General features: G+C 63.6%; 19 protein-coding genes. 13 read left to right on the forward strand and 6 right to left on the reverse strand.

Translation table 11 applies throughout. From position 1 onward, the window contains the following. The 4 genes from CI15_RS04905 to CI15_RS04920 form a co-directional block, all read left to right on the forward strand. Positions 1–674: 2Fe-2S iron-sulfur cluster-binding protein (locus tag CI15_RS04905; protein ID WP_153041048.1), on the forward strand; the 674-nt coding region annotated here is incomplete at its 5' end. A 176-nt stretch (positions 675–850) separates the two neighbouring features. Then, the gene (locus tag CI15_RS04910; RefSeq protein ID WP_062124876.1) at positions 851–1666 is read left to right on the forward strand and encodes a DUF1835 domain-containing protein; all 816 of its coding nucleotides are present in this window, start codon (positions 851–853) and stop codon (positions 1664–1666) included. A 17-nt stretch (positions 1667–1683) separates the two neighbouring features. After that, positions 1684–2295, forward strand: coding sequence for a TetR/AcrR family transcriptional regulator (locus CI15_RS04915; RefSeq protein WP_062124878.1), 612 nt, complete (start codon positions 1684–1686; stop codon positions 2293–2295). 278 nt (positions 2296–2573) lie between these two features. Beyond that, complete coding sequence (locus CI15_RS04920) at positions 2574–3242, forward strand: GNAT family N-acetyltransferase (RefSeq protein WP_062124880.1); 669 nt, start codon at positions 2574–2576, stop codon at positions 3240–3242. Positions 3243–3326: 84 nt separating this feature from the next. Here CI15_RS04920 and CI15_RS04925 read toward each other — a convergent pair whose 3' ends face one another. After that, positions 3327–3824, reverse strand: coding sequence for an Lrp/AsnC family transcriptional regulator (locus CI15_RS04925; RefSeq protein ID WP_062124882.1), 498 nt, complete (start codon positions 3822–3824; stop codon positions 3327–3329). 189 nt (positions 3825–4013) lie between these two features. Between CI15_RS04925 and hppD the strand changes: the two genes are divergently transcribed. Next, a complete protein-coding gene (hppD, locus tag CI15_RS04930; protein WP_062124884.1) occupies positions 4014–5111 on the forward strand; it encodes a 4-hydroxyphenylpyruvate dioxygenase in 1098 nt (365 codons plus the stop codon). A 138-nt stretch (positions 5112–5249) separates the two neighbouring features. Here hppD and CI15_RS04935 read toward each other — a convergent pair whose 3' ends face one another. Further along, positions 5250–5450 carry a hypothetical protein gene (locus tag CI15_RS04935; protein WP_062124886.1) on the reverse strand — a complete coding sequence of 67 codons (201 nt, stop codon included), beginning with the start codon at positions 5448–5450 and terminating at the stop codon, positions 5250–5252. A gap of 388 nt (positions 5451–5838) precedes the next feature. On the opposite strand from CI15_RS04935, the gene CI15_RS04940 reads away from it, so the two are divergent. Then, positions 5839–9441: an indolepyruvate ferredoxin oxidoreductase family protein gene (locus CI15_RS04940; protein ID WP_062124888.1), complete on the forward strand. Its 3603-nt coding sequence runs from the start codon at positions 5839–5841 to the stop codon at positions 9439–9441. Positions 9442–9601: 160 nt separating this feature from the next. Here the strand turns inward: CI15_RS04940 and CI15_RS04945 are convergent, their stop codons facing one another. Both CI15_RS04945 and CI15_RS04950 read right to left on the reverse strand, forming a co-directional pair. After that, positions 9602–11884, reverse strand: a complete 2283-nt coding sequence (locus CI15_RS04945) for an NADP-dependent malic enzyme (protein ID WP_062124890.1) — start codon at positions 11882–11884, stop codon at positions 9602–9604. A gap of 374 nt (positions 11885–12258) precedes the next feature. Beyond that, complete coding sequence (locus CI15_RS04950; RefSeq protein ID WP_062124892.1) at positions 12259–13497, reverse strand: MFS transporter; 1239 nt, start codon at positions 13495–13497, stop codon at positions 12259–12261. Between the two features lie 302 nt (positions 13498–13799). Between CI15_RS04950 and CI15_RS04955 the strand changes: the two genes are divergently transcribed. After that, positions 13800–14486, forward strand: coding sequence for an orotate phosphoribosyltransferase (locus CI15_RS04955; RefSeq protein WP_062124894.1), 687 nt, complete (start codon positions 13800–13802; stop codon positions 14484–14486). Positions 14487–14634: 148 nt separating this feature from the next. Here CI15_RS04955 and CI15_RS04960 read toward each other — a convergent pair whose 3' ends face one another. Next, a complete protein-coding gene (locus CI15_RS04960) occupies positions 14635–15324 on the reverse strand; it encodes a response regulator (RefSeq protein WP_062124896.1) in 690 nt (229 codons plus the stop codon). Positions 15325–15593: 269 nt separating this feature from the next. On the opposite strand from CI15_RS04960, the gene CI15_RS04965 reads away from it, so the two are divergent. The 3 genes from CI15_RS04965 (at position 15594) to argC (ending at position 18048) form a co-directional block, all read left to right on the forward strand. After that, positions 15594–16190 carry a YbhB/YbcL family Raf kinase inhibitor-like protein gene (locus tag CI15_RS04965; protein WP_062124897.1) on the forward strand — a complete coding sequence of 199 codons (597 nt, stop codon included), beginning with the start codon at positions 15594–15596 and terminating at the stop codon, positions 16188–16190. Between the two features lie 91 nt (positions 16191–16281). Further along, positions 16282–16854: a flavodoxin family protein gene (locus CI15_RS04970; protein WP_062124899.1), complete on the forward strand. Its 573-nt coding sequence runs from the start codon at positions 16282–16284 to the stop codon at positions 16852–16854. A gap of 246 nt (positions 16855–17100) precedes the next feature. Continuing rightward, positions 17101–18048, forward strand: coding sequence for an N-acetyl-gamma-glutamyl-phosphate reductase (argC, locus tag CI15_RS04975; protein ID WP_062124901.1), 948 nt, complete (start codon positions 17101–17103; stop codon positions 18046–18048). A gap of 146 nt (positions 18049–18194) precedes the next feature. Here the strand turns inward: argC and CI15_RS36335 are convergent, their stop codons facing one another. Next, complete coding sequence (locus CI15_RS36335) at positions 18195–18482, reverse strand: hypothetical protein (protein WP_153041049.1); 288 nt, start codon at positions 18480–18482, stop codon at positions 18195–18197. Positions 18483–18548: 66 nt separating this feature from the next. Here CI15_RS36335 and CI15_RS04980 point away from each other — a divergent pair, with 66 nt between their 5' ends. The 3 genes from CI15_RS04980 (at position 18549) to CI15_RS04990 (ending at position 22293) form a co-directional block, all read left to right on the forward strand. Next, on the forward strand, positions 18549–19937 hold the full coding sequence (locus CI15_RS04980; RefSeq protein WP_062124903.1) for a DUF2957 domain-containing protein: 1389 nt from the start codon (positions 18549–18551) through the stop codon (positions 19935–19937). A gap of 121 nt (positions 19938–20058) precedes the next feature. Further along, positions 20059–21315 carry a DUF2957 domain-containing protein gene (locus CI15_RS04985; protein WP_062124905.1) on the forward strand — a complete coding sequence of 419 codons (1257 nt, stop codon included), beginning with the start codon at positions 20059–20061 and terminating at the stop codon, positions 21313–21315. 153 nt (positions 21316–21468) lie between these two features. Continuing rightward, the gene (locus CI15_RS04990) at positions 21469–22293 is read left to right on the forward strand and encodes an OmpW/AlkL family protein (protein WP_062124907.1); all 825 of its coding nucleotides are present in this window, start codon (positions 21469–21471) and stop codon (positions 22291–22293) included. Positions 22294–22377: the final 84 nt, after the last annotated feature.

Below are 22377 nucleotides of genomic sequence, written 5' to 3' on the forward strand. Positions count from 1 at the left end.
CGACGCTCGAAGTCGAGCCGCGCAGCACCTTCACGCTGGTGTACGGCAACCGCAGCGTCGAGCAGATCATGTTTGCCGAAGAGCTCGAGGATCTGAAGAACCGCTTCATGAACCGCTTCGTGCTGTATCACGTGCTGTCGGACGATCTGCAGGACGTGGAGCTGTTCAACGGCGTGCTCGACCAGCAAAAGTGCGCGGCGTTCATCGAGCAGCTGCTGCCGGCCGACGCGATCGACGAAGCGTTCATCTGCGGCCCCGCGCCGATGATGGACGCGGCCGAAGCCGCGCTGAAAGCGGCCGGCGTGCCGCAGGCGAAGGTGCACGTGGAGCGCTTCGGCACGCCGCTGCCGCAGGCGGGCGTGCCGGCGGTCGAGATCACCGAGGACACCCCCGCGGCCGACCTCGAAATCGTGCTCGACGGCAAGCGGCGCCGCCTGCGCCTGCCGTATCAGGGCGTCAGCGTGCTCGACGTCGGGCTGCGCGCGGGCCTCGCGCTGCCTTATGCGTGCAAGGGCGGCGTGTGCTGCACCTGTCGCGCGAAGGTGCTCGAGGGCGAAGTGAAGATGGAAAAGAACTACACGCTCGAAGAGCACGAGGTCCGCGACGGCTTCGTGCTGACGTGCCAGTGTCATCCGGTCAGCGACAAGGTCGTCGTCAGTTACGACGAACGTTGAGCCGAAGACTGTCGTGACTCGAGCGTGGACTGGCTTCGCGTGATAGCCGTCGCCGCTTTCGGCCGTTTCGCGATCCGCTTACACTAGGGGCCGCTCATCGATGGGGACATGGATCTCCGGTCGATGAGCGGCCTCTTTCCGTTACAGCTGCTGGCGTCATAGCAAGCCCCTTGCCCATGAGTACGACTCACCTCACCAACGGCGACGTCGCCGCCGAGTCGCTGCGCACCGCGCTGGCCCAGGCGGGTCGCGACGATCGCGTGCAGCCTTTGCGAGACGATCTGGCGGTCGGTCCGTTACGCGGCGCCGACGACGGTCCGCACGAGCGTGCCGACTTCTGGGAACGTGTCAGCGCCGACCCTCAACGCGACTTCGTGCGCGAGTTCCGCGAACAGGCCGCGGTGCTCGACGGCCTCGCAAGCAGCACCGCCAATCTGGTGGTGTGGCACGGCGAAAGCTCGTCCGATCAACTGATGCTGCGCCGTATCGGCTACCTGCTGCGCGATAGCCCGCAGCGTTTGAACGAAGTGCGTCTGTCGATCGCCGACCTCACCGACCGCCAGGCGTGGGCGCATACCCGCAAGGATCGCGCGACGTCGGTCGGTATGTTCGCGCCGGACGTGCTGCAGACCCACCTGCCGGACGCCGCGCCGATTTCCGTGCTGCGCATCAGCCGCCTCGCGCTCGAATGGCAGGAGGTCAAGCAGGCCAACGGCGAGACGCGGCCCTGGCGTGACAACACGTTCACGAGCAGCAGCTTTGCCGAGATCGACGCGTTGATCCTCGAACGCACGACCGCCGACTGGCAACCGGCCGCCCGCCTCGCCGCTCACGTCATGAGCGCCGAGTTGTGGTTCCTTGTCAGCGACAGCATCGTGCTGTGGCGCATGCGCGAACTCGCGGCGCAGCGGCGCATTCACCTGCGCGGCGACGCGAACGCATGGCGCTCGCTCGAATTGCGCGCGGCGCCCGCCCCCTGCTCACCTCAATAACATAAGAACACACGACTATGGCCCGCACCCGAGCCCCCGACCACGAAACCCAACGCGAACAGATTCTCGAACTGGCCGCGGCGAAATTTGCGCAGAGCAGCTATCCGAGCACGTCGATGGCCGATCTCGCCGCGGCGAGCGGCACGTCGAAGGCGCGCCTCTATCACTATTACGAGAGCAAGGAAGCGATCCTGTTCGACCTGCTCGATCGCTACACGAAGCGACTGATGCTGATCATCGCCGAGGTGGAAGGCGCGAGCCAGCGGCGCGGGCTCAGCGAGCGCGAAACCTTCGCGGAGCTGATTCGCGCGTTCCTGTCCGAGTACGAGACATCGCACAGCCGGCACGTCGCGCTGCTGAACGACGTCAAGTATCTGGTCGACGCGCAGCGCGAGATCATCCTGAACCGCCAGCGCGACGTGGTCGCGGCGTTCGCGCGGCAACTCGCGCGCGCCTACCCCGAACGCGCGAAGCGCGACAACCAGACCGCGCTGACGATGATGGTGTTCGGCATGATCAACTGGACCTTCACGTGGCTCAAACCCGATGGCCCCATGGGCTACAGCGAGTTCGCCGAGCAGGTGGTCGACATGGTCGAGCATGGTCTGGGGACGTCGTCGGGCAGGTGAAGTGGCAGCCTGACTGCGCCTGCAGCCAACCAGATGACGCAAAGCAACAACATCCAGACCACAGAAACCGGTCGATTCGATGCATGCGGCATTGTGTCACGAACGTGCGTTCATTTTCATTTTTTTTGATTTAAATCAACGATTTAAAATTTTTACTGGTGCATTTTAGGTATTCACTTCGGATTTTGATACGGGTTTTCCCTAGTGAATGACTTGGGTTTCCGCTAGAATCGGTTTTGCGGTGCACAACACCGCCTGATTAAAAGGAGAACCCGACCATGAACACGCTGACCCATAGCACCGCCGAGCCGATCGCATTGAACGATCGTGCGTCGCTGTCTGCAGGACGCGCGCCCGTTCTGGTCCGTGAACTCACTACGCTCGATCGCGAACGCCTGCTCACCCACTTCCTCGCCCTCGAGGAAGACGACCGTCTGCTGCGCTTCGGCCAGGTCGTGCCGAACCACGTGATCGAAAACTACGTGCGCTCGATCGACTTCACGCGCGACACCGTCTTCGGCGTGTTCAATAGCAAGCTGGAGTTGAGCGGTGTCGGCCATCTGGCCTATCTGCCGGCCGAAGGCGACAAGCGCACCGCCGAATTCGGGGTGTCGGTGCTCGAAAGCGCGCGCGGCCGGGGCATCGGTACGAAGCTGTTCGAGCGCGCGGCGATCCGCAGTCGCAACACGCATGTGACGATGCTGTACATTCACTGCCTGTCGCGCAATTCGACCATGATGCACATCGCCAAAAAGGCCGGCATGAAGATCGAATACGCGTACGGCGAAGCCGACGCCTATCTGACGCTGTCGCCGGCCGATCAGTCGAGCATCCTCGCGGAAATGCTGCAAGAGCAGGCCGCCGTGTTCGACTACGCAATCAAGCGCCACGCACGCCAGGCATCGCGACTGTTCGAGTCGTTCATGCCGGTGGCTGTCGCTGCCTGAATAATCGCTACGGGGAAATGAGAAGGGGGCGGCCGCAAGGTCGCCCTTTTTTCTATCTGCGAACTAGGGACTAAAGTCTAGGGCCTAAAGAATCGGCAGCGCTGTCGTTTCCTTGATCTTTTCCAGCGAGAAGCTCGATCTCACGTCGATCACCGACGGATGCCGCAGCAACTGATCCTGCACGAAGCGCGAAAAGTGCGCCATGTCCTCGACCTGCACGCGCAGCAGGTAATCCATCTCTCCGGTCATCGCGTGACACGCCACCACCTCGGGCCACGTCTGCACGGCCGCGCCGAACAGATCGGCATGCGTGGCCTCGCCATGCGGGCTGAACGCGCGGCCACCGCCCTTCTCCAGCCGCACGCTGACATACGCGAGCAGGTCGAGCCCGAGACGCTGCGCGTCGAGTAGCGCGACGTAGCCGCGAATCACGCCGCTTTCCTCGAGCCGGCGAATCCGCCGCAGGCACGGACTCGGCGACAGATTGATCCGCTCCGCTATCTCCTGATTCGACAGCCGGCCATTCTCCTGAAGGATCGCCAGAATGCGCCGATCGATCGCATCTATCTCACTATTAGCCATGTTCTGCCGCACACTGCGCGAATGGAGCCATAAACTGGCTCAAGCGTATCGATGCGCGATTAAGTTCGCAAGTTTTCGCCTCCATCGCAGTTCTACACTTGCCCTATCCGGTCGCGTTCAGCCGACCGTCCGCGCGCTCCCCGCCAGCGCACCTCGGCAATGCCATTTGCATGGGAATGGAGACAGACAATGCAGGTATCAACTTGGGAAAACCCCGTCGGCACCGACGGCTTCGAATTCATCGAGTACACGGCGCCGGACCCGAAAGCGCTCGGCAAGCTGTTCGACCGGATGGGCTTCACGGCCGTTGCGCGGCACCGTCACAAGGATGTGACGCTGTATCGCCAGGGTGGGATCAACTTCATCGTCAATGCGGAGAAGCATTCGTTCGCACAGCGCTTCGCGCGCCTGCACGGCCCGTCGATCTGCGCGATCGCGTTTCGCGTGCGGGACGCCGCGAAAGCCTATAGCCAGGCGCTCGAAAAAGGCGCGTGGGGCTTCGACAACAAGACCGGCCCAATGGAGCTGAACATTCCGGCGATCAAAGGTATCGGCGATTCGCTGATCTATTTCGTCGACCGCTGGCGCGGCAAAAACGGCGCGGCGCCGAACAGTATCGGCGACATCGACATTTACGACGTCGACTTCGAGCCGATTCCGGGTGCGAACCCGAACCCGGTCGGCCACGGCCTGACCTACATCGATCACCTGACGCACAACGTGCATCGCGGCCGCATGCGGGAATGGGCCGAGTTCTACGAGCGCCTGTTCAACTTCCGCGAGGTGCGCTACTTCGACATCGAGGGCAAGGTGACCGGCGTGAAGTCGAAGGCGATGACTTCGCCGTGCGGCAAGATCCGCATTCCGATCAACGAGGAAGGCTCGGACACCGCCGGCCAGATCCAGGAATATCTGGACGCGTACCACGGTGAAGGCATCCAGCACATCGCGCTCGGCACCAGCGACATTTACCGCACCGTCGACGGCCTGCGCGCGTCGGACATTTCACTGCTCGACACGATCGACACCTACTACGAACTCGTCGACCGGCGCGTGCCGAATCATGGGGAGCCGCTGGAGGAACTGCGCAAGCGCAAGATCCTGATCGACGGCGCACCGGACGATCTGCTGCTGCAGATCTTCACCGAAAACCAGATCGGCCCGATCTTCTTCGAGATCATCCAGCGCAAGGGCAACCAGGGCTTCGGCGAAGGCAACTTCAAGGCGCTGTTCGAATCGATCGAACTCGACCAGATTCGCCGCGGCGTCGTGCAGGACAAGACCTGATCACGATACCTCGCGGGTAAGCAGCGTGCCGATGCAAAAAGGGCGAGGATCACAGGATCCTCGCCCTTTTATCTTGCTACGCCGCCGCTCGCGTCGGAACGGCGGCCGGTTGTCAAAAGACGCACACGATGTGGCGCGTCATGAATTCTGCCGGTACTCGTCGCCGCCGACCGAAGCGTCGATCCGGCTCGTCCCGGCACGCGCCGGCGCGACCTGCGCGGTGCGGATGAGCGCGTTCGACAGCGCCCCCGTGCTGCCCGGATTCGAGCGCAGCGGCGCGCTCATTGCGAAGAAAGCGGCGGAAACCATCAGGAAGGTCTGGACGTTTCTCGTGTTCATGCGTACTCCTTTTCTAACTTTCCCTGCTGTCCTGAAGCCGCGCAGAATGCGCGACGTTCGGCATCGCTCGCAGGTCGGGGTTAGACAGTGGTTTTCACTACAGTTCCGCGAATTTGTAGGTTTTACAGCTTGTTACATGCGCAATCGCAATAGAAGCCAATTTCAATGGAAATGCAGTGCAACTGCCTGCAACACGTAAGCAATTTGCCGCGAAACCGCGCGAATGTGGGCACGGCACGACCGATTTTTGATCCGCTGCGGCGGGTTTCCACCAGTGCTACCATCGTTTAAAACCCGTCAATATGACGACCCCGGCCCCAGCATTCACGAGATGCCGGGGGCCAGAAAAGTTTTGGTGATCCCAAGCTGAAGTGGAGGAGTACACATAATGAATGCCCCGCTAGACGCAGGTCAGCGAGCCTCGCTCGAAGCCGCGTTGTCTTCCGTCACGCTCGACGACAAATACACCCTCGAACGCGGCCGCGCGTACATGAGCGGCATCCAGGCGCTCGTGCGTCTGCCGATGCTGCAGCAGGAACGCGATCGCGCCGCCGGCCTCAACACCGCCGGCTTCATCTCAGGCTACCGCGGATCGCCGCTCGGCGGACTCGACCAGTCGCTGTGGAAGGCGAAAAAACATCTGTCCGCGCATCAGGTCGTGTTTCAGCCCGGCGTCAACGAAGACCTGGCCGCCACCGCCGTGTGGGGCTCCCAGCAGGTCAATCTGTACCCGAGCGCCAAATACGACGGCGTGTTTTCGATGTGGTACGGCAAGGGCCCCGGCGTCGACCGTTCCGGCGACGTCTTCAAGCACGGCAACTCGGCCGGCTCGTCGCGGCACGGCGGCGTCCTCGTGCTCGCCGGCGACGACCACGCAGCCAAATCCTCGACGCTCGCGCACCAGTCCGAACACATCTTCAAGGCGTGCGGGCTACCGGTGCTGTTTCCGTCGAACGTGCAGGAATATCTCGACTTCGGCCTGCACGGCTGGGCGATGAGCCGCTACTCGGGCCTCTGGGTCGCGATGAAGTGCGTGACCGACGTGGTCGAATCTTCCGCCTCGGTCGACATCGACCCGCACCGCACGAAGATCATCCTGCCGGAAGACTTCCTGATGCCCGACGGCGGGCTGAACATTCGCTGGCCCGATCCGCCGCTCGTGCAGGAAGCGCGCCTGCTCGACTACAAATGGTACGCGGGGCTCGCCTACGTGCGCGCGAACAAGCTCGATCGCGTCGAGATCGATTCGCCGCATGCGCGCTTCGGCATCATGACCGGCGGCAAGGCCTATCTCGACGTGCGTCAGGCGCTGACCGACCTCGGTCTCGACGACGAAACCTGCTCGCGCATCGGCATCCGGCTGTACAAGGTCGGCTGCGTGTGGCCGCTCGAAGCGCAAGGCGCGCAGGCATTCGCGCGCGGTCTAGACGAGATTCTGGTGGTCGAGGAAAAGCGCCAGATCCTCGAATACGCGATCAAGGAAGAGCTATACAACTGGCCCGACGCGCAACGCCCGCGCGTATTCGGCAAGTTCGACGAAAAGGACGGCGCGGGCGGGGAATGGTCGGTGCCGATGGGCAACTGGCTGCTGCCGGCGCATTACGAGCTGTCGCCCGCGATCATCGCGAAGGCAATCGCCACGCGGCTCGACAAGTTCGATCTGCCGTCGGACGTGCGCGCTCGCATCGCCGCGCGCATCGCCGTGATCGAGGCGAAGGAAAAGGCGCTCGCGCGGCCGCGCGTCGAAGTCGAGCGCAAGCCGTGGTTCTGCTCGGGCTGCCCGCACAACACCTCGACCAACGTGCCGGAAGGCTCGCGCGCGATGGCCGGCATCGGCTGTCACTACATGACCGTCTGGATGGACCGCAGCACCAGCACGTTCAGCCAGATGGGCGGCGAAGGCGTCGCGTGGATCGGCCAGGCGCCGTTCACCAACGACAAGCACGTGTTCGCCAATCTCGGCGACGGCACCTACTTCCACTCGGGACTACTCGCAATCCGCGCGGCGATCGCGTCGAAAGCGAACATCACGTACAAGCTGCTCTACAACGACGCGGTCGCGATGACGGGCGGCCAGCCCGTCGACGGCGTGCTGACGGTGCCGCAGATCACGCACCAGCTCGCCGCCGAAGGCGCGGTGAAAATCGTGATCGTCACCGATGAGCCTGAGAAGTATCAGGCGAACGTGGGCCTCGCGCCCGGCGTCGACATTCATCACCGCGACCAGCTCGACGACGTGCAGCGCCAGCTGCGCGAGATTCCTGGCACCACGATCCTGATCTACGACCAGACCTGCGCGACCGAAAAGCGCCGTCGCAGGAAGCGCGGCGCGTTTCCCGATCCGGCGCGGCGCGTCGTGATCAACGAGGCGGTTTGCGAAGGCTGCGGCGACTGCTCGGTGAAGTCGAACTGCCTGTCGGTCGAGCCGCTCGACACCGAGTACGGCACGAAGCGCCAGATCAACCAGTCGACTTGCAACAAGGACTTCTCGTGCGTGAACGGCTTCTGCCCGAGCTTCGTCTCGGTGGAAGGCGGTCAGTTGCGCAAGCCGAAGGCGGCGTCGGGCGTCGGCGCGGAAATGCCCCCGGTGCCGGACCCCGAGTTGCCGGCCATCGACCGTCCGTACGGCGTGCTGGTGACAGGCGTCGGCGGCACGGGGGTCGTCACGATCGGTGCGCTGCTCGGTATGGCCGCGCATCTGGAGAGCAAGGGCGTCACCGTGCTCGACGTCACCGGCCTCGCGCAGAAAGGCGGCGCCGTGATGAGCCACGTGCAGATCGCGAACCAACCCGCCGATATCCACGCGACCCGCATCGCGATGGGCGAAGCGAGCCTCGTGATCGGCTGCGATGCGATCGTGACCGCGAGCGACGAATGCGTGTCGCGCATGCATGCGGAGCACACGCGCGTCGTGCTGAACAGCGCGCACACGCCGACGGCCGAGCTGATCAAGAACCCAAACTGGCGCTTCCCCGGCACCAGCACCGAAGCGGACGTGCGTGCCGCGGCCGGCGACGACAACGTCTCGACCGTCGACGCGAATCACTTCGCGGTGGCGCTGCTCGGCGACGCGATCTACACCAACCCGTTCGTGCTCGGCTACGCGTGGCAGCGCGGCTGGGTCCCGCTCACGCACGAGTCGCTGACTCGCGCGATCGAACTGAACAACGTGCAGGTGGAGAAAAACCTCGCGGCGTTCGAATGGGGCCGGCGCGCCGCGCACGATCTGGCTGCCGTGCGCCAACTCGTGCAGTCGCAGGGACGCGGCATGGCAGCGGCAGATGCGGCAGGCGGCAAGATTATCGCGCTGCACACACCGAAGGCGCTCGACACGCTGATCGACAAGCGCGCCGACTATCTCACGGCGTGGCAGAACCGTGCGTATGCGGAGCGTTATCGCGCGCTGGTGTCGCAGGTGCGGGCCGCGGAACAGGCGCTCGATGCCGCCGACGGCCAGCTACCGCTCACCGAAGCGGTCGCGAAGAATCTGCACAAGCTGATGGCGTACAAGGACGAATACGAAGTCGCGCGTCTGTACAGCGACCCGGCGTTCATCGAAAAACTGAACGCAACGTTCGAAGGCGACTGGAAGCTGCATCTGCATCTCGCGCCGCCGACGCTATCCAAGAAAGACGCGCACGGCCATCTGGTGAAGAAGAAGTACGGTCCGTGGATGTTCCGCGCCATGCACCTGCTCGCGAAGCTCAAATTCCTGCGCGGCACCGCGTTCGACGTGTTCGGCAACACCGAGGAGCGTCGCACCGAGCGCGCGCTGATCGGCGAATACGAGGCGCTGGTGCGCGAGCTGATCGGCGGGCTGACGACACAGAAACGCGATCTCGCGGTCGAGCTGGCGAATCTGCCCGATGCGATCCGCGGTTATGGGCACGTGAAGGAGAACAACCTGAAAGGCGTGCGCATCAAGTGGAACGAGTTGCTGGCGCGTTGGCGTTCACCGGATGCGGGCAAGACGACGCAGCACGCGGCTTGATCGACTCTCACGGCTGAACTGAAAAAGCGGCGGTCTTCACGGACCGCCGTTTTTTTTGCCAGAAAAAAAGCGCTACGGAACCGCAGTTCCGTAGCGCTTTTGCCGAGGCGACGCGCGAGCGCGTGACTACCGCGCCAGCGTCAACCTCACCCGATGCACCTTACTTCGCGTTCACCGACTTGCGCGCGTTCGCCGAAGCGACCGCCGTCATGTTGATGATCCGGCGCACGGTCGCGGCCGGCGTCAGGATATGCACCGGCTTTTCCGCGCCGAGCAGGAACGGGCCGACCGTCACGCCCTCGCCGCCGACGACCTTCAACAGGTTGTACGCGATGTTCGCCGCTTCGACGTTCGGCATGATCAGCAGGTTCGCTTCGCCGGTGAGCGTCGTGCCGGGGAACGACTGCTTGCGGATCAGCTCCGAAAGCGCCGCGTCGCCGTGCATTTCGCCGTCGATTTCGAGCGACGGCGCGCGTGCCGTGATCAGTTTGCGCGCGGCGGCCATGCGCTGCGACGACGACGACGGCGCGCTGCCGAAGTTCGAGTTCGACAGCAGCGCGACCTTCGGCGTGATGCCGAACTTCTCGATTTCGCGCGCGGCGAGCATCGTCATGTCGGCGAGCTGCTCTGAGGTCGGCACTTCGTTCACGTACGTGTCGCAGATGAACAGGTTGCGGCCCGGCAGCATCAGCAGGTTCATCGCGGCGAAGTTCTGCACGTCGTCGGCCTTGCCGAGCACCTGCTCGATGAAGTTCAGGTGCGTGTGATACTGGCCGATCATGCCGCAGATCATGCCGTCCGCTTCACCGAGGCGCACGAGGATCGCACCGATCAGCGTGTTGAACTTGCGCATCGCGGCCTTCGCGACGTCCGGCGTCACGCCCTGGCGCGCGCCCAGTTCGTGATACGCCTGCCACGCCCGCTGATAGCGCGGATCGTCTTCCGGATCGACGATCTCGAAGTCGTCGCCGCACTTCAGCTTCGAGCCCATCTTCTTCAGACGCATCTCGATCACCGACGGACGGCCGACCAGGATCGGCTTCGCGATCTTTTCGAGCAGCACGAACTGCGCGGCGCGCAGCACGCGCTCGTCTTCGCCTTCCGCGAACACGATGCGCGCCGGCGCCGACTTCGCCGCCGCGAACACCGGACGCATCACCATGCCCGTGCGATAGACGGTCGCGCCGAGCTGTTCGCGGTACGCGTCCATGTCCTGGATCGGACGGGTCGCGACGCCCGAGTCCATCGCGGCTTGCGCGACGGCCGGTGCGATCTTGATGATCAGGCGCGGATCGAACGGCTTCGGAATCAGGTATTCGGGACCGAATTCGAGCGAATGGCCTTCGTACGCCTTCGCGACCTCATCGCCCTGGTCGGTTTCCTCGGCCAGCTCGGCGATCGCGCGCACGCAGGCGAGCTTCATTTCCTCGGTGATCGTCGTCGCGCCGACGTCGAGCGCGCCGCGGAAGATGAACGGGAAGCACAGCACGTTGTTGACCTGGTTCGGATAGTCCGAACGGCCAGTCGCGATGATGCAGTCCGGGCGCACCTTCTTCGCATCTTCCGGGCGGATTTCTGGCTCGGGATTGGCGAGCGCGAGAATCAGCGGCTGGGTGCCCATTTCCGCGACCATCTCCGGCTTCAGCACGCCGGCGCTGGAGCAGCCGAGGAACACATCGGCGCCGCGAATCGCGTCAGCGAGCGTGCGCGCGTCGGTATTGACCGCGTAGCGTTCCTTCGACGCATCGAGATTGCCGCGCCCTTCGTAGATCACACCCTTCGAATCGGTGACGAGAATGTTCTTCTTCGACAGGCCGAGATTGACGAGCAGGTCCAGACACGCGATGGCCGCCGCGCCCGCGCCCGAACAGACGAGCTTCACTTCCTCGAGCTTCTTGCCGACCACCTTGAGGCCGTTGAGGATCGCCGCCGACGCAATGATCGCGGTGCCGTGCTGGTCGTCGTGGAAGACCGGAATCTTCATACGTTCGCGCAGCTTCTTCTCGATATAGAAGCACTCCGGCGCCTTGATGTCTTCGAGGTTGATGCCGCCCAAGGTCGGCTCGAGCATCGCGATCGCCTCGACGAGCTTGTCCGGATCCGACTCGGAGAGCTCGATGTCGAACACGTCGATACCCGCGAACTTCTTGAACAGACACCCCTTGCCTTCCATCACCGGCTTCGCGGCGAGCGGGCCGATATTGCCGAGGCCGAGCACCGCGGTGCCGTTGGTGATCACGCCGACCAGGTTGCCGCGCGAGGTGTACTTCTGCGCGTCGAGCGGCTCGTCGTAAATCGCCATGCAAGCCGCGGCAACACCCGGCGAATACGCGAGCGACAGATCCAGCTGGTTCGACAGCGGCTTGGTGGGCGTCACCGAAATCTTGCCAGGTTTCGGATTCTGGTGATATGCGAGAGCGCTTTGCTTGAGTTGTTCGTCCATTTCTGTGCCTGCGAGACGTAAGTGATTGGGCCCGGTGCCCCACACCGTTGCAGCGCTTTCATCTGTCGGACGGATAGCCGACCGAGGCGGTTTTCGCACGCGCCCGGTCAGGCGCGATGGCTTACCTCGACGAAGACGGGACGATGTGGAGTGCTTCGCGGGTCGATCAGTGTACACCCCGCATGCGTCGATGCACTGAGTGGTTAACAGGACTCACCATCGGCGAAACAGGACTGAAGTTGGTGTGGCGCCGCGGCGCCGGCCGTCGTTTTTCGGCGACACGGTGGCGGCATGGCGCGCACGACATTTCCGTACGTTCGCACTTATTTTCGGCATTCGTCGCAGGCGGCGATTCGCGCTGCCATCCGACGCACTCAGTCGAGTTCGGCGCCGCGTCGCTCAGGAATCAGAAACAGTGTCGCGACGATGTCGAGCAGATAAATCGACGCCAGCAGCCCAAGCGCCGCGCCGAACGAGTAGCGCGCCGCCAGCGCGCCCACGACGACCGGCCCAAAGCCGCCCACCGCGCGGCCCGCGTTGAACAGCACGTTCTGCGCGGTGGCGCGCGCTTCAGTGGGATAAAGCTCCGAGATCAGCGCGCCATAGCCGCCGATCATGCCGTTCACGAACACCCCCATCGCCGCGCCGCCGATCAGCAACGCCATTGGCGTCGTCAGTTGCGCATACACGAACACCATCACGACGGCGCCCGCCTGGTAGAACAGGAACGTCGGCTTGCGGCCGAAGCGGTCGGCGGCGATGCCGAATAGCCAGATGCCGGACGCCATGCCGAGAACCGTCGCGGCGGTCCAGAGCCCGGATTTGGTCAGCGAATAGCCGAAGGTCTTCGACAGATAGCTCGGCAGCCAGATCATCAGCCCGTAGTAGCCGAAGTTCTGCACCGAGCACAGAATCGTGACGCCGACGCTCGCGCGCGTCGTGCGCGCATCGGCAAACAACAGTTTCAGCGGCAGCTTGCGCATGCCGCGCGCGGCGCGCTCTTTGAACAGCGCCGGCTCCTCGACGCGGCGTCGCACGAAGAACGACACGAGCGCCGGCAGCAGCCCAAGCGCGAACATGCCGCGCCAGCCGATCACCGGCAGCAACAGCGGCGTCAGTAATGCCGCGGCCAGCACGCCAAGCTGCCAGCCAAGCCCGACATACGACGAAACCCGCGCCCGCTGCGTCGCCGGCCACGCCTCCGCGACCAGCGTCATGCCGATGCCGAACTCACCGCCCAGCCCGATGCCGGCGATGGTCCGGTAGATCAGCAGATCCGTGTAGCCTTGCGCGAGCGCGCACAGACCGGTGAACACCGCGAAGATCAGGATCGTCCACGTCAGCATCCGCACGCGTCCGAAGTAATCGCTGAGCACGCCGAAGATCACACCGCCCGCGACGGCGCCGATCAGCGTCCACGTGACGAGCGCGCCGGCCTGCGACGAGCTCAGATGCAGGTCGACGGCGATCACCGGCAGCATGAAGCCGAGAATCAGCAGATCGAAGCCATCCATCGCGTAGCCGAGCACCGCCGCGAGCAGCGCGCGGCCCGCATAGCCCGGTTTGGCGGCGGGGCGGGTGTCGGTGACGGAGGCGGGCGGGGCGGCGTTCATTGAAAGCATTCCGTAGGTCTGAAGGCGGCTGCATGGGCAGCCACCCGGGAAAGTCGCGTGAGTGTAAAGGCGGCCTCACCCGCTCACAAGACGATGCGCCCGCCCGGGCGCATCGTCGCCGCACTCGACGGCCTCGTCGGTGAGGCCCATTTCGGGTAAAATAGCCGCCCACGCGCGCAGCAAAAGCCGGTCTGTTCTTTGCCCGGCCGCGTATTCCGCCCAGCATGGCGCGGCATACCCCGCTTGCTGCGCCACCGGGCCCGGCGCCCGCTTCTCCCCCGCTCACTCCGAAGGATCCGCCCATGACAGGCTTCGATCGCCAGACGATCTCCGACACCACCGCCAAGATGCTGCTCGAAGTGCAAGCAGTGCATTTCAACGCGGAGAAACCGTATATTTTCACGTCCGGCTGGGCGAGCCCGGTGTACATCGACTGCCGCAAGCTGATCTCGTATCCGCGCGTGCGCCGCGGCCTGATGGAAATGGCCGAAGCGACGATCCTGCGCGACGTCGGCTATGAGCAGATCGACGCGGTCGCCGGCGGCGAAACCGCGGGCATCCCGTTCGCGGCGTGGCTGTCCGACCGCCTGATGGTGCCGATGCAGTACGTGCGCAAGAAGCCGAAGGGCTTCGGCCGCAACGCGCAGATCGAGGGTCTGCTGACCGAAGGCCAGCGCGTGCTGCTCGTCGAGGACCTGACCACCGACAGCCGTAGCAAGATCAACTTCATCAACGCGCTGCGCACCGCGGGCGCGACGGTGAACCACTGCTTCGTGCTGTTCCACTACAACATCTTCAAGGAAAGCGTGTCGGTGCTGAAAGATATCGACGTCGATCTGCACGCGCTTGCCACGTGGTGGGACGTGCTGCGTGTCGCCAAGCAAAACAACTACTTCGACACGAAGACGATCGACGAAGTGGAGAAATTCCTGCACTCGCCGGCCAAATGGTCCGCTGCGCATGGCGGTGCAACGGCTACGCCGCAATAAAGTTACTGCGGTAAAGCCGCACAATAAAGCGATCGGAATAGAACAATAACGCCGGCCGATTTATGCGGAATGAATGAAAAAGCCGCCTGTTGCGAAACAGGCGGCTTTTTTATCGCCGACGACTCAACGGACAAAACGAAGCGCGATTTCAGGACTCGCTTGCAATGTCCTGACGCGCATTCGACGACGGGTTCAGCAAACCATTGCTGTGCGCATACTGGAATAGTTCGGAGTCTCGCTCGATTCCGAGCTTGCGCATGGCCGCATTTTTCTGCGTGCTGATCGTCTTGATGCTGCGATTCAAATGCAGCGAAATTTCCTTGATCGTCATGCCCGACACGAACAGCCGCACGACTTCGAGCTCGCGCCGTGACAGCTTCGAGTCGTCGCGCCTGCCGGCGAAGTTGACCCGCAACCCATCGAGCACCACCTTCACGGACGGACTCATATAGCTCATGCGACGGCCGACGTGCTGCACCGCGAGCGCAATATGGCTCATATCGTCCGCTTTATTCACGACCGACGTCACGCCAAGCTCCTTGAGTCGTTTGAGCAGCGCGGCGTTTTCGAGCATGGTGAGCACGACGATCAGCAGCTTCGGGAAATTGCGGCGCAAATAGTCGATGAGTTGCAAGCCATCGCCGTACTGGCCACCCGGCATGGCCAGGTCGGTGACGAGCACGTCGCATTCGGTGGACCGCAGCATGTTGACGAGTTCAGTCGACTGCCTCGCAGACCCAACGACTTGTATACCTGGAAACTTGTGCAGCGCATGTTCGGCGCCAAACAGAATGACCGGATGATCATCGGCCACCACGACCCTGAGTGAAACTTGCATCGACCTCCTCTGGACAGATAAATCGGTCTCCACAACTTCTAACACTTATCTCAACACTCGCAACTTAAACGAGTGAAACCCAGTCACGGTCGCGCGACAATACCATGCACTATAGCTGATTTCCTATCTGCTAATTCCGCGAACGCAAACAAAATGCATCGCAGAGCTAATCAGCGCCAATGTTAGACTTGAGTCGACCTTGGGGCACAATTAAGGACAACGACCATCGCGAGGACATACGCCTCGCGCCCTGACAGGAGAACCGGCCTATGCGCGTGCGTTGCCTGGTTGTTTCGTTGGCTTCATCGTGGCGGCATCGAACGCTCGCGGTCGGCGCGATGCTCGTGCTATTCGCGGCGCCCGGTACCGGAGCCAGGGCTGACGGCGCGTTCACGCTGACGAGCGCGACCGTGCGCGCGGGCGGCACCATGCAGAATGCGCAGGTGTTCGACCAGAACGACTGCAAGGGCGGCAACCGTTCGCCGCAGCTGACATGGCGCGACGCGCCGGCCGGCACGCGCGGCTTCGCGATCACGATGTTCGACGAGGACGCGCCGGGGCGCGGCTGGTGGCACTGGGCGGTCGCGGGCCTCCCGGCGACCGTCGACAGCCTGCCCGAGAATGCGAGTTCGTCCGGTTTCCTGCAAAAACTCGGCGCGGTCGAAGCGCGCAACGACTTCGATACCGTCGGCTACGGCGGCCCGTGCCCGCCGCCCGGCAAACCGCACCGCTATATCATCACTGTGTATGCCCTGAACTCGGCCGATCTGCGTCTCGCGCAAGGACGTCCCGCGCTGATGTTCGATCACGAGATCGGCACGGCCACGATCGGCAGTGCGCGACTGGTGGTCAATTACGGGCGCTAGTCGGGTTCGTCGCGGCCAACGCGGCGCGCAGTCGCGCAGCATCGCGTTGCCTGTCCCGTTCACCTTTCTGATTGGTTTGCTGGAGCGCTCCATGTCGAAAATCGTCATCGTCTATCACAGCGGCTACGGCCACACGAAGAAAGTCGCCGAAGCGGTACTCGCCGGCGCGCTCGAAGCCGGTGCCGAGGCGAAGCTGATGCCGGTCGGTGAGCTCGACGACACCTCGTGGGACGAACTGGCCGCGGCCGACGCGCTGATCTTCGGCGCGCCGACCTACATGGGCGGTCCGTCGGCCGACTTCAAGAAGTTCGCCGACGCGAGTTCCAAGCCGTGGTTCGGCCAGGCGTGGAAGGACAAGATCGCGGCCGGCTTCACGAACTCCGCGACAATGAACGGTGACAAGTTCTCGACGATCCAGTACTTCGTCACGCTGGCGATGCAGCACAGCATGATCTGGGCGGGCACCGGCATGATGCCGTCGAACACGAAAGCCGCGACGCGCAACGATCTGAACTACGTCGGCGGCTTTACCGGGCTGCTCACGCAATCGGCGGCCGATGCCTCGCCCGAGGAAGCGCCGCCGCCCGGGGACCTCGAAACCGCTCGTCTGTTCGGCGCACGCATTGCGGGCGTAACGGCGCGCTGGATCGCGCAGCGGGGCTAGCGGCGCGCGGGTAGCGGCGCACGGCTCGCGGCTGAACGGCGCCGCGCTGGCGCCGCTGTCCATCTGCGACTGATTTTCTGCTCATCTGCGCTCATCGGCTCGCATTCACGCGCAACAGGTCACGCCGGTGTCACTTTCTGCGCGCATCGTCGTTTTTTCGCGCTGCACCGCACGTGCGCCGCGATCACGCCTTAAAATATCGTTCCGGCGCGGCGTCGCGCCCCGTTTCCAGCGAGTGAGATCGAGATGAGCACGAAAGTTTTTGTCGACGGACAGGAAGGCACGACCGGCCTGAAGATTTTTGAATACCTGTCGCAGCGCGCCGACGTTGAAATCCTGCGTATCGAAGAAGCGAAGCGCAAGGACCTCGACGAGCGCCGTCGTCTCATCAACGCTTCGGACGTCACGTTCCTGTGCCTGCCCGATGTCGCCTCGCGCGAATCCGCTTCGCTCGTCGAGAACGACCACACCGTGCTGATCGACGCGAGCACCGCGTTCCGCACGTCGGCCGACTGGGCTTATGGCCTGCCCGAGCTGGCCCGCTCGCAACGCGAGCGTCTGCGCACCGCCAAACGCATCGCCGTGCCGGGCTGCCACGCATCGGCCTTCGTGCTCGCCATGCGCCCGCTCGTCGAAGGCGGCGTCGTCGCGCCCGAGTTCGCCGCACACGCCTACTCGATCACAGGCTACAGCGGCGGCGGCAAGAAGATGATTGCCGACTACGAAGCCGGCGGCAACGACCGGCTGAAGAGCCCCCGCCCGTATGCGCTCGGTCTCACCCACAAGCATCTGCCGGAAATGGCCGCGCACACGGGCCTGAAGGCGGCGCCGATCTTCACGCCGATCGTCGGCGACTTCTACAAGGGCCTCGCGGTCACCACCTACTTCTCGCCGGCCCAACTCGCGAAGAAGACGACACCGCAAGACGTGCAGGCTCTGTTCGCCGAGTACTACGCGGGTGAAGCGTTCGTGCACGTCGCCCCGTTCGACGCCGACGCGAATCTCGACAACGGCTTCTTCGACGTGCAGGCCAACAACGACACCAATCGCGTCGACCTGTTCGTGTTCGGCAACGAGGAGCGCTTCGTGACCGTGGCGCGTCTGGACAACCTGGGCAAGGGCGCATCGGGTGCCGCGATCCAGTGTATGAATCTCGCGATCGGCGCAGCCGAGGGCAGCGGTTTGAAACGCTAGTCGAATCAACCCGCGGACGTCGATACCTGGTCGAACGTCCGCAGTCTCCCCGGAAAAGCCGGTCTGTAAAAGACCGGCTTTTTTGTTTTCAAACGCGCCCATTTAAATTGGCGAAAAAAATCCACCCCGCAGCATTCCGCATTACTTCAAATAAAAAAATAATTATTTATTTGAAATCGGTAATTCATTCCTGCCAATTGCATTGTGCTGCATAGTTTTCCGCATAGGGAAATTCCGAATTTTTTTGCGAACGGGCGTGCCAGGATGATAGAGCCTTTTTGCCAAAAGGCTTGCCCTACAAGGTGCTGCGGCAAAACAACGAGACCGCGTTCAGCGTGAAAAATCCTTTTTTGTTTAAAAGTCCCACGCATGTCCGCACAGTGCGCATCTGCTGAAAATCCTGCTGTTTGAATCAGTCTTTTTAGACGACTCATTCAATTGACAGCTAATCAACGCACATCAAAATGACTCCGCACAATTAAACAAAGGGAGACAACGACATGTCGCATGCCATGACTCGCGGCCTCGCAATGGCCATTGCCATTGCACCTTTTCTGATCGCTTGCGGCGGCGGCAAGGCCGACAATCCGGGCCCGGTCACGCCGACGCAATGCTCGGGCGCGAGTTGCGGCACGCAAGGTGCGCCGACGCCGAACGCGGCCACCGCGGCGCTGTGTCCCGACACCGCGGACATCGTCAAAAGCACTTACCTCGGTGGCGCGGGCAGCGGTGAGATCGTGCGGTTGAATATCGACGCCACCGCGATGACCTACACGCTGAAGTGGCTCGAGTCGCCTATTCCGCTCACCAGCGCGAGCGTCTCCGTCACGCGCGCGGGCACGCAGATCACGGGCGCGGTGATTCATCCGCCTACCGGCATGCTGCCGACCGTCGAGCAGACGCGCTGCGCGTTCATTCTCGGCGCGGGCACCGGCACCGCGTCGGATGGCACGACCTATACAACGCCCGACTTCGTCAACAACCCGAACCCGCCGATGATTCTGATCGGCAAGGGAGCCGCGGGCGGCGGCATTCCGGGCGCAACGGTCCAATACGCGGGCGTCACGCTGCTGCCAGGCCTGACCCTCGGCTCGGTCAACAAGCGGCACTTCGACTTCTATCCGTTCCTCGGCTTCGCGAGCACGACCACCGACATCACGAAGCTGCCCGGCACCTATAACGCGCTGCTCTATCACCTGTCGCCGACCGCGAACTACGAAACCATCGCAACGAACTCCGTCGAAACCTTCGACGCAAGCGGCAACTGCACGTCGTCGAGTTCAAGCGGGTGTCTCAGCACGGGCAACGCGCTAACGCTGAACAGCAACGGCTACTTCGACAGCAGCAGTCCGCCGCAGATCGTGCCGGGCACGGGTGCCACCACCAACCCATTCCGCACTGGCAACTACGGCACCGCGCACATGATCCTCGGCCAGCTCAACGGCTTGACCGTCCCGCTGGTCGTGCGCACCGGCTACGCCTACGTCGATCCCAGCAACCCCCTGACCGCGAAGGTCGACGACGAATCCGGCATCGCGATGCTCGCCGCGGCGACGCCGCTCGCCTCAGGTGGCTTCGATGGCGGCTACGTCGGCGCGGATTCGAACTTCAGATACACGGCGACGCTGGTCGAGGGCGTGGCCGCGACGTTCATCAATCCATCGACGTCGGCCGCCGAAGGCACGGTCGGTCTGGGCTACGGCGCATCGAGCCCCGGTCTCGTCAACGTGCAGGACGGCAATGGCAAAGCCGGCCTCGCGATCGCCTCGGGCGGCTTGTACGCGACCGTGATCCAGGGCGAAGAAAACGGCGGAATCACGTCGACGTCGGCGAATGCGGACACACCGAGCGCGCCGTACTTCGGCATCGGCGCGCAGATCAGCAAATAAAAGCAACAGGCACCAGCTGCGCGCAACGCGCAGTCGACCCGCACTTCTCAGCGCGGGACATAAGCAGAAGGTGGCCGGAATGGGAGCCGGCCACCGACAACGAGAACATCAGGGAGGCGGCATGAACTGGAGAATCATTTCGGCGCTCGCTCTGTGCGCGCCGTTGCTGGGCGCGTGCGGCGGTGGAGGCGGCGGCAGCAATGGTGACGGACCGATGACCGAAACGCGGCTGTGCCCCGCGTCGCTCGACTATGGCACGGTCTTCACGGGCGGCGGCGGCGACGGTGAACTCGTCAAGCTGCAACTCGATACGATAAAGATGACCTGGCAGATCAGCTATATCGAGTCGCCGATTCCCGCGACGACCGGCACGGTCACCCCAACGCGTGCGGGCGAGACCGCGAGCGGCACGCTGACCCAGGAAACCCAGCTGCCGACGAACAAGCTAAACCAGTGCGCGTTCCGCCTGAATGGCGCAAGTCTCGATGCGAGCCGGCCGGCGCGGATTTTCGTCGGCGAAGGTGTCGCGGGCGGCACGATTCCGGGGGCTGAAATCTCGTTCGGCGGTGTACTCGGCGTCGGCGCCGTACCCGACACCACGTTCCCGTACTACCCGTTCATCGGATTTTCGTCGATCGAGACGAGTCTTGCGAACGTCGCGGGCACGTATAACCAGGTCGGCTATCACCAGGTCCCGTCGCAAAACTTCGCGCCGGTCGCGGTCGATTCGAAGATCACGATCGACAAGGACGGCACCTGGACCGAGTGCGACAACACGGGTGTCAACGCCGGCACCTGCCAGCAACCCGGCGGCAACTTCCCGGTCACGGCCGACAGCAGCACCGGCGCATTCGAAACCGACAACTTCGCCGGCCAGGCGAAGCCAACGAGCGCGACGACGCCCAAAGCGCGCGGCTACATGATCGTCGGCAAGCTGAAGGGCCAACTGGTACCGATCCTCGTGCGCACGGGCGCGGCGAACCCGTCGGCGACGACGCCGGTCAACGGCTCGCTTGGGCCCTACGCCGACGACGAATCCGGCATCTCGATCCTCGCGCCCCAAACCGCGACCGCGGTGAACGCCCAGAACGGCGAGTACATCGGCGTGGATAGCCAGTTCGACTACCGCACCACCGCGCTCGAAGGCGCCGAGGCCACGCTGCTCGATCCGTTCAACGCCTCGCAGGCCGCGCTCGCGACCGCGCTGAATCTGGACTTCGCGCAGACCGTGCCAGGTGTCGTGACGACCACGCAGGTGGGTGCCTCGACGGGCACGAAGCCGACCGGAAAGATGATCTTCACGGGCGGTGTGCTCGGCTACCTCGACATGACCGACGCCGCTTCGCCGTACTTCACGATCGGCGCCTTCGTCCAGTGACCGGCGCCGCGTGCCGCGGTGCTTGCCTCGCTGGCAGCACCCGCGGCGATGCGGCGGCCGGCATCCCCCGAATATCCAGCGCTGCGGCCGGGCCGAGCCCCGCCGCCGCCCGCCGCGCGCGGCAGAACGCAGCCGCGCCCGAGGAGCAAAACGATGAAAAAAATCTGTCTCACGATACTGGCGACGCTGCTATCAGCCAGTGCCTACGCCCAACACGCGGGCGACAACGTCGCCGCGCTCGGCTGGTTCCACGTGATGCCGCAGGATTCGAGCACACCGCTCACGACCTACGTCGCGCCGTCGCCGATCAACACGCCGCTGCGTCTGCCCAGTTCGTTCACGTCGCCCGGCACGGGTCTGTCGACCAACTCCGCCAATACGGTCGGCCTCGTGTTCAGCCACTACCTGACCGATCACATCGCGGTGACCACGGTTGCGGGCCTGCCGCCGACGTTCAAGATCTATGGCCACGGCACGATCCAGCCGCCGGGACCGGCCGGCGCGCTCGGCCAGCAGAACCTCGGCGATCCGCAGGCGAATCCGATCGTGAAGAGCGTGCGCCAGTGGAGCCCGGCGCTGCTGTTCCAGTACTACTTCAACGCGCCGAGCGCAAAGCTGCGGCCGTTCGTCGGCATCGGCGTGTCGTACAACTGGTTCTCCGATGTCCAGCTCAGCCAGAACTTCGTGCAGTCGACCCAGGAGAATCTCGGCGCCGTGCTCGCCGCCGGCGCGGGCAAGCCGGGGCAGACGCAGATCTCGGCGAAGGCGTCGTCATCGTGGGCGCCGGTGTTCAACGCGGGGCTCGCGTACAACATCACCGAACACTGGGGACTCGTCGCATCGGTCACGTATATCCCTCTGAAGACGACGTCGTCGGTCATCATCAAGGCGGCGGATGGAACGGAGCTTGGCGTGTCGAAGGCGGATCTCAGCGCGGATCCGATCATTTCCTACCTGGCCGTGTCGTATAAGTTCTGAGCTCGGCTGTGCGGATTACGGCGCCGCTTGCGGCGCGCCCGGCAAATTGCGGGCAAAAAAAAGCCCGCCTAGGTTGGCGGGCTG

Origin of the sequence: Paraburkholderia monticola (genome assembly GCF_001580545.1) — a bacterium.
Lineage (GTDB): Bacteria > Pseudomonadota > Gammaproteobacteria > Burkholderiales > Burkholderiaceae > Paraburkholderia > Paraburkholderia monticola.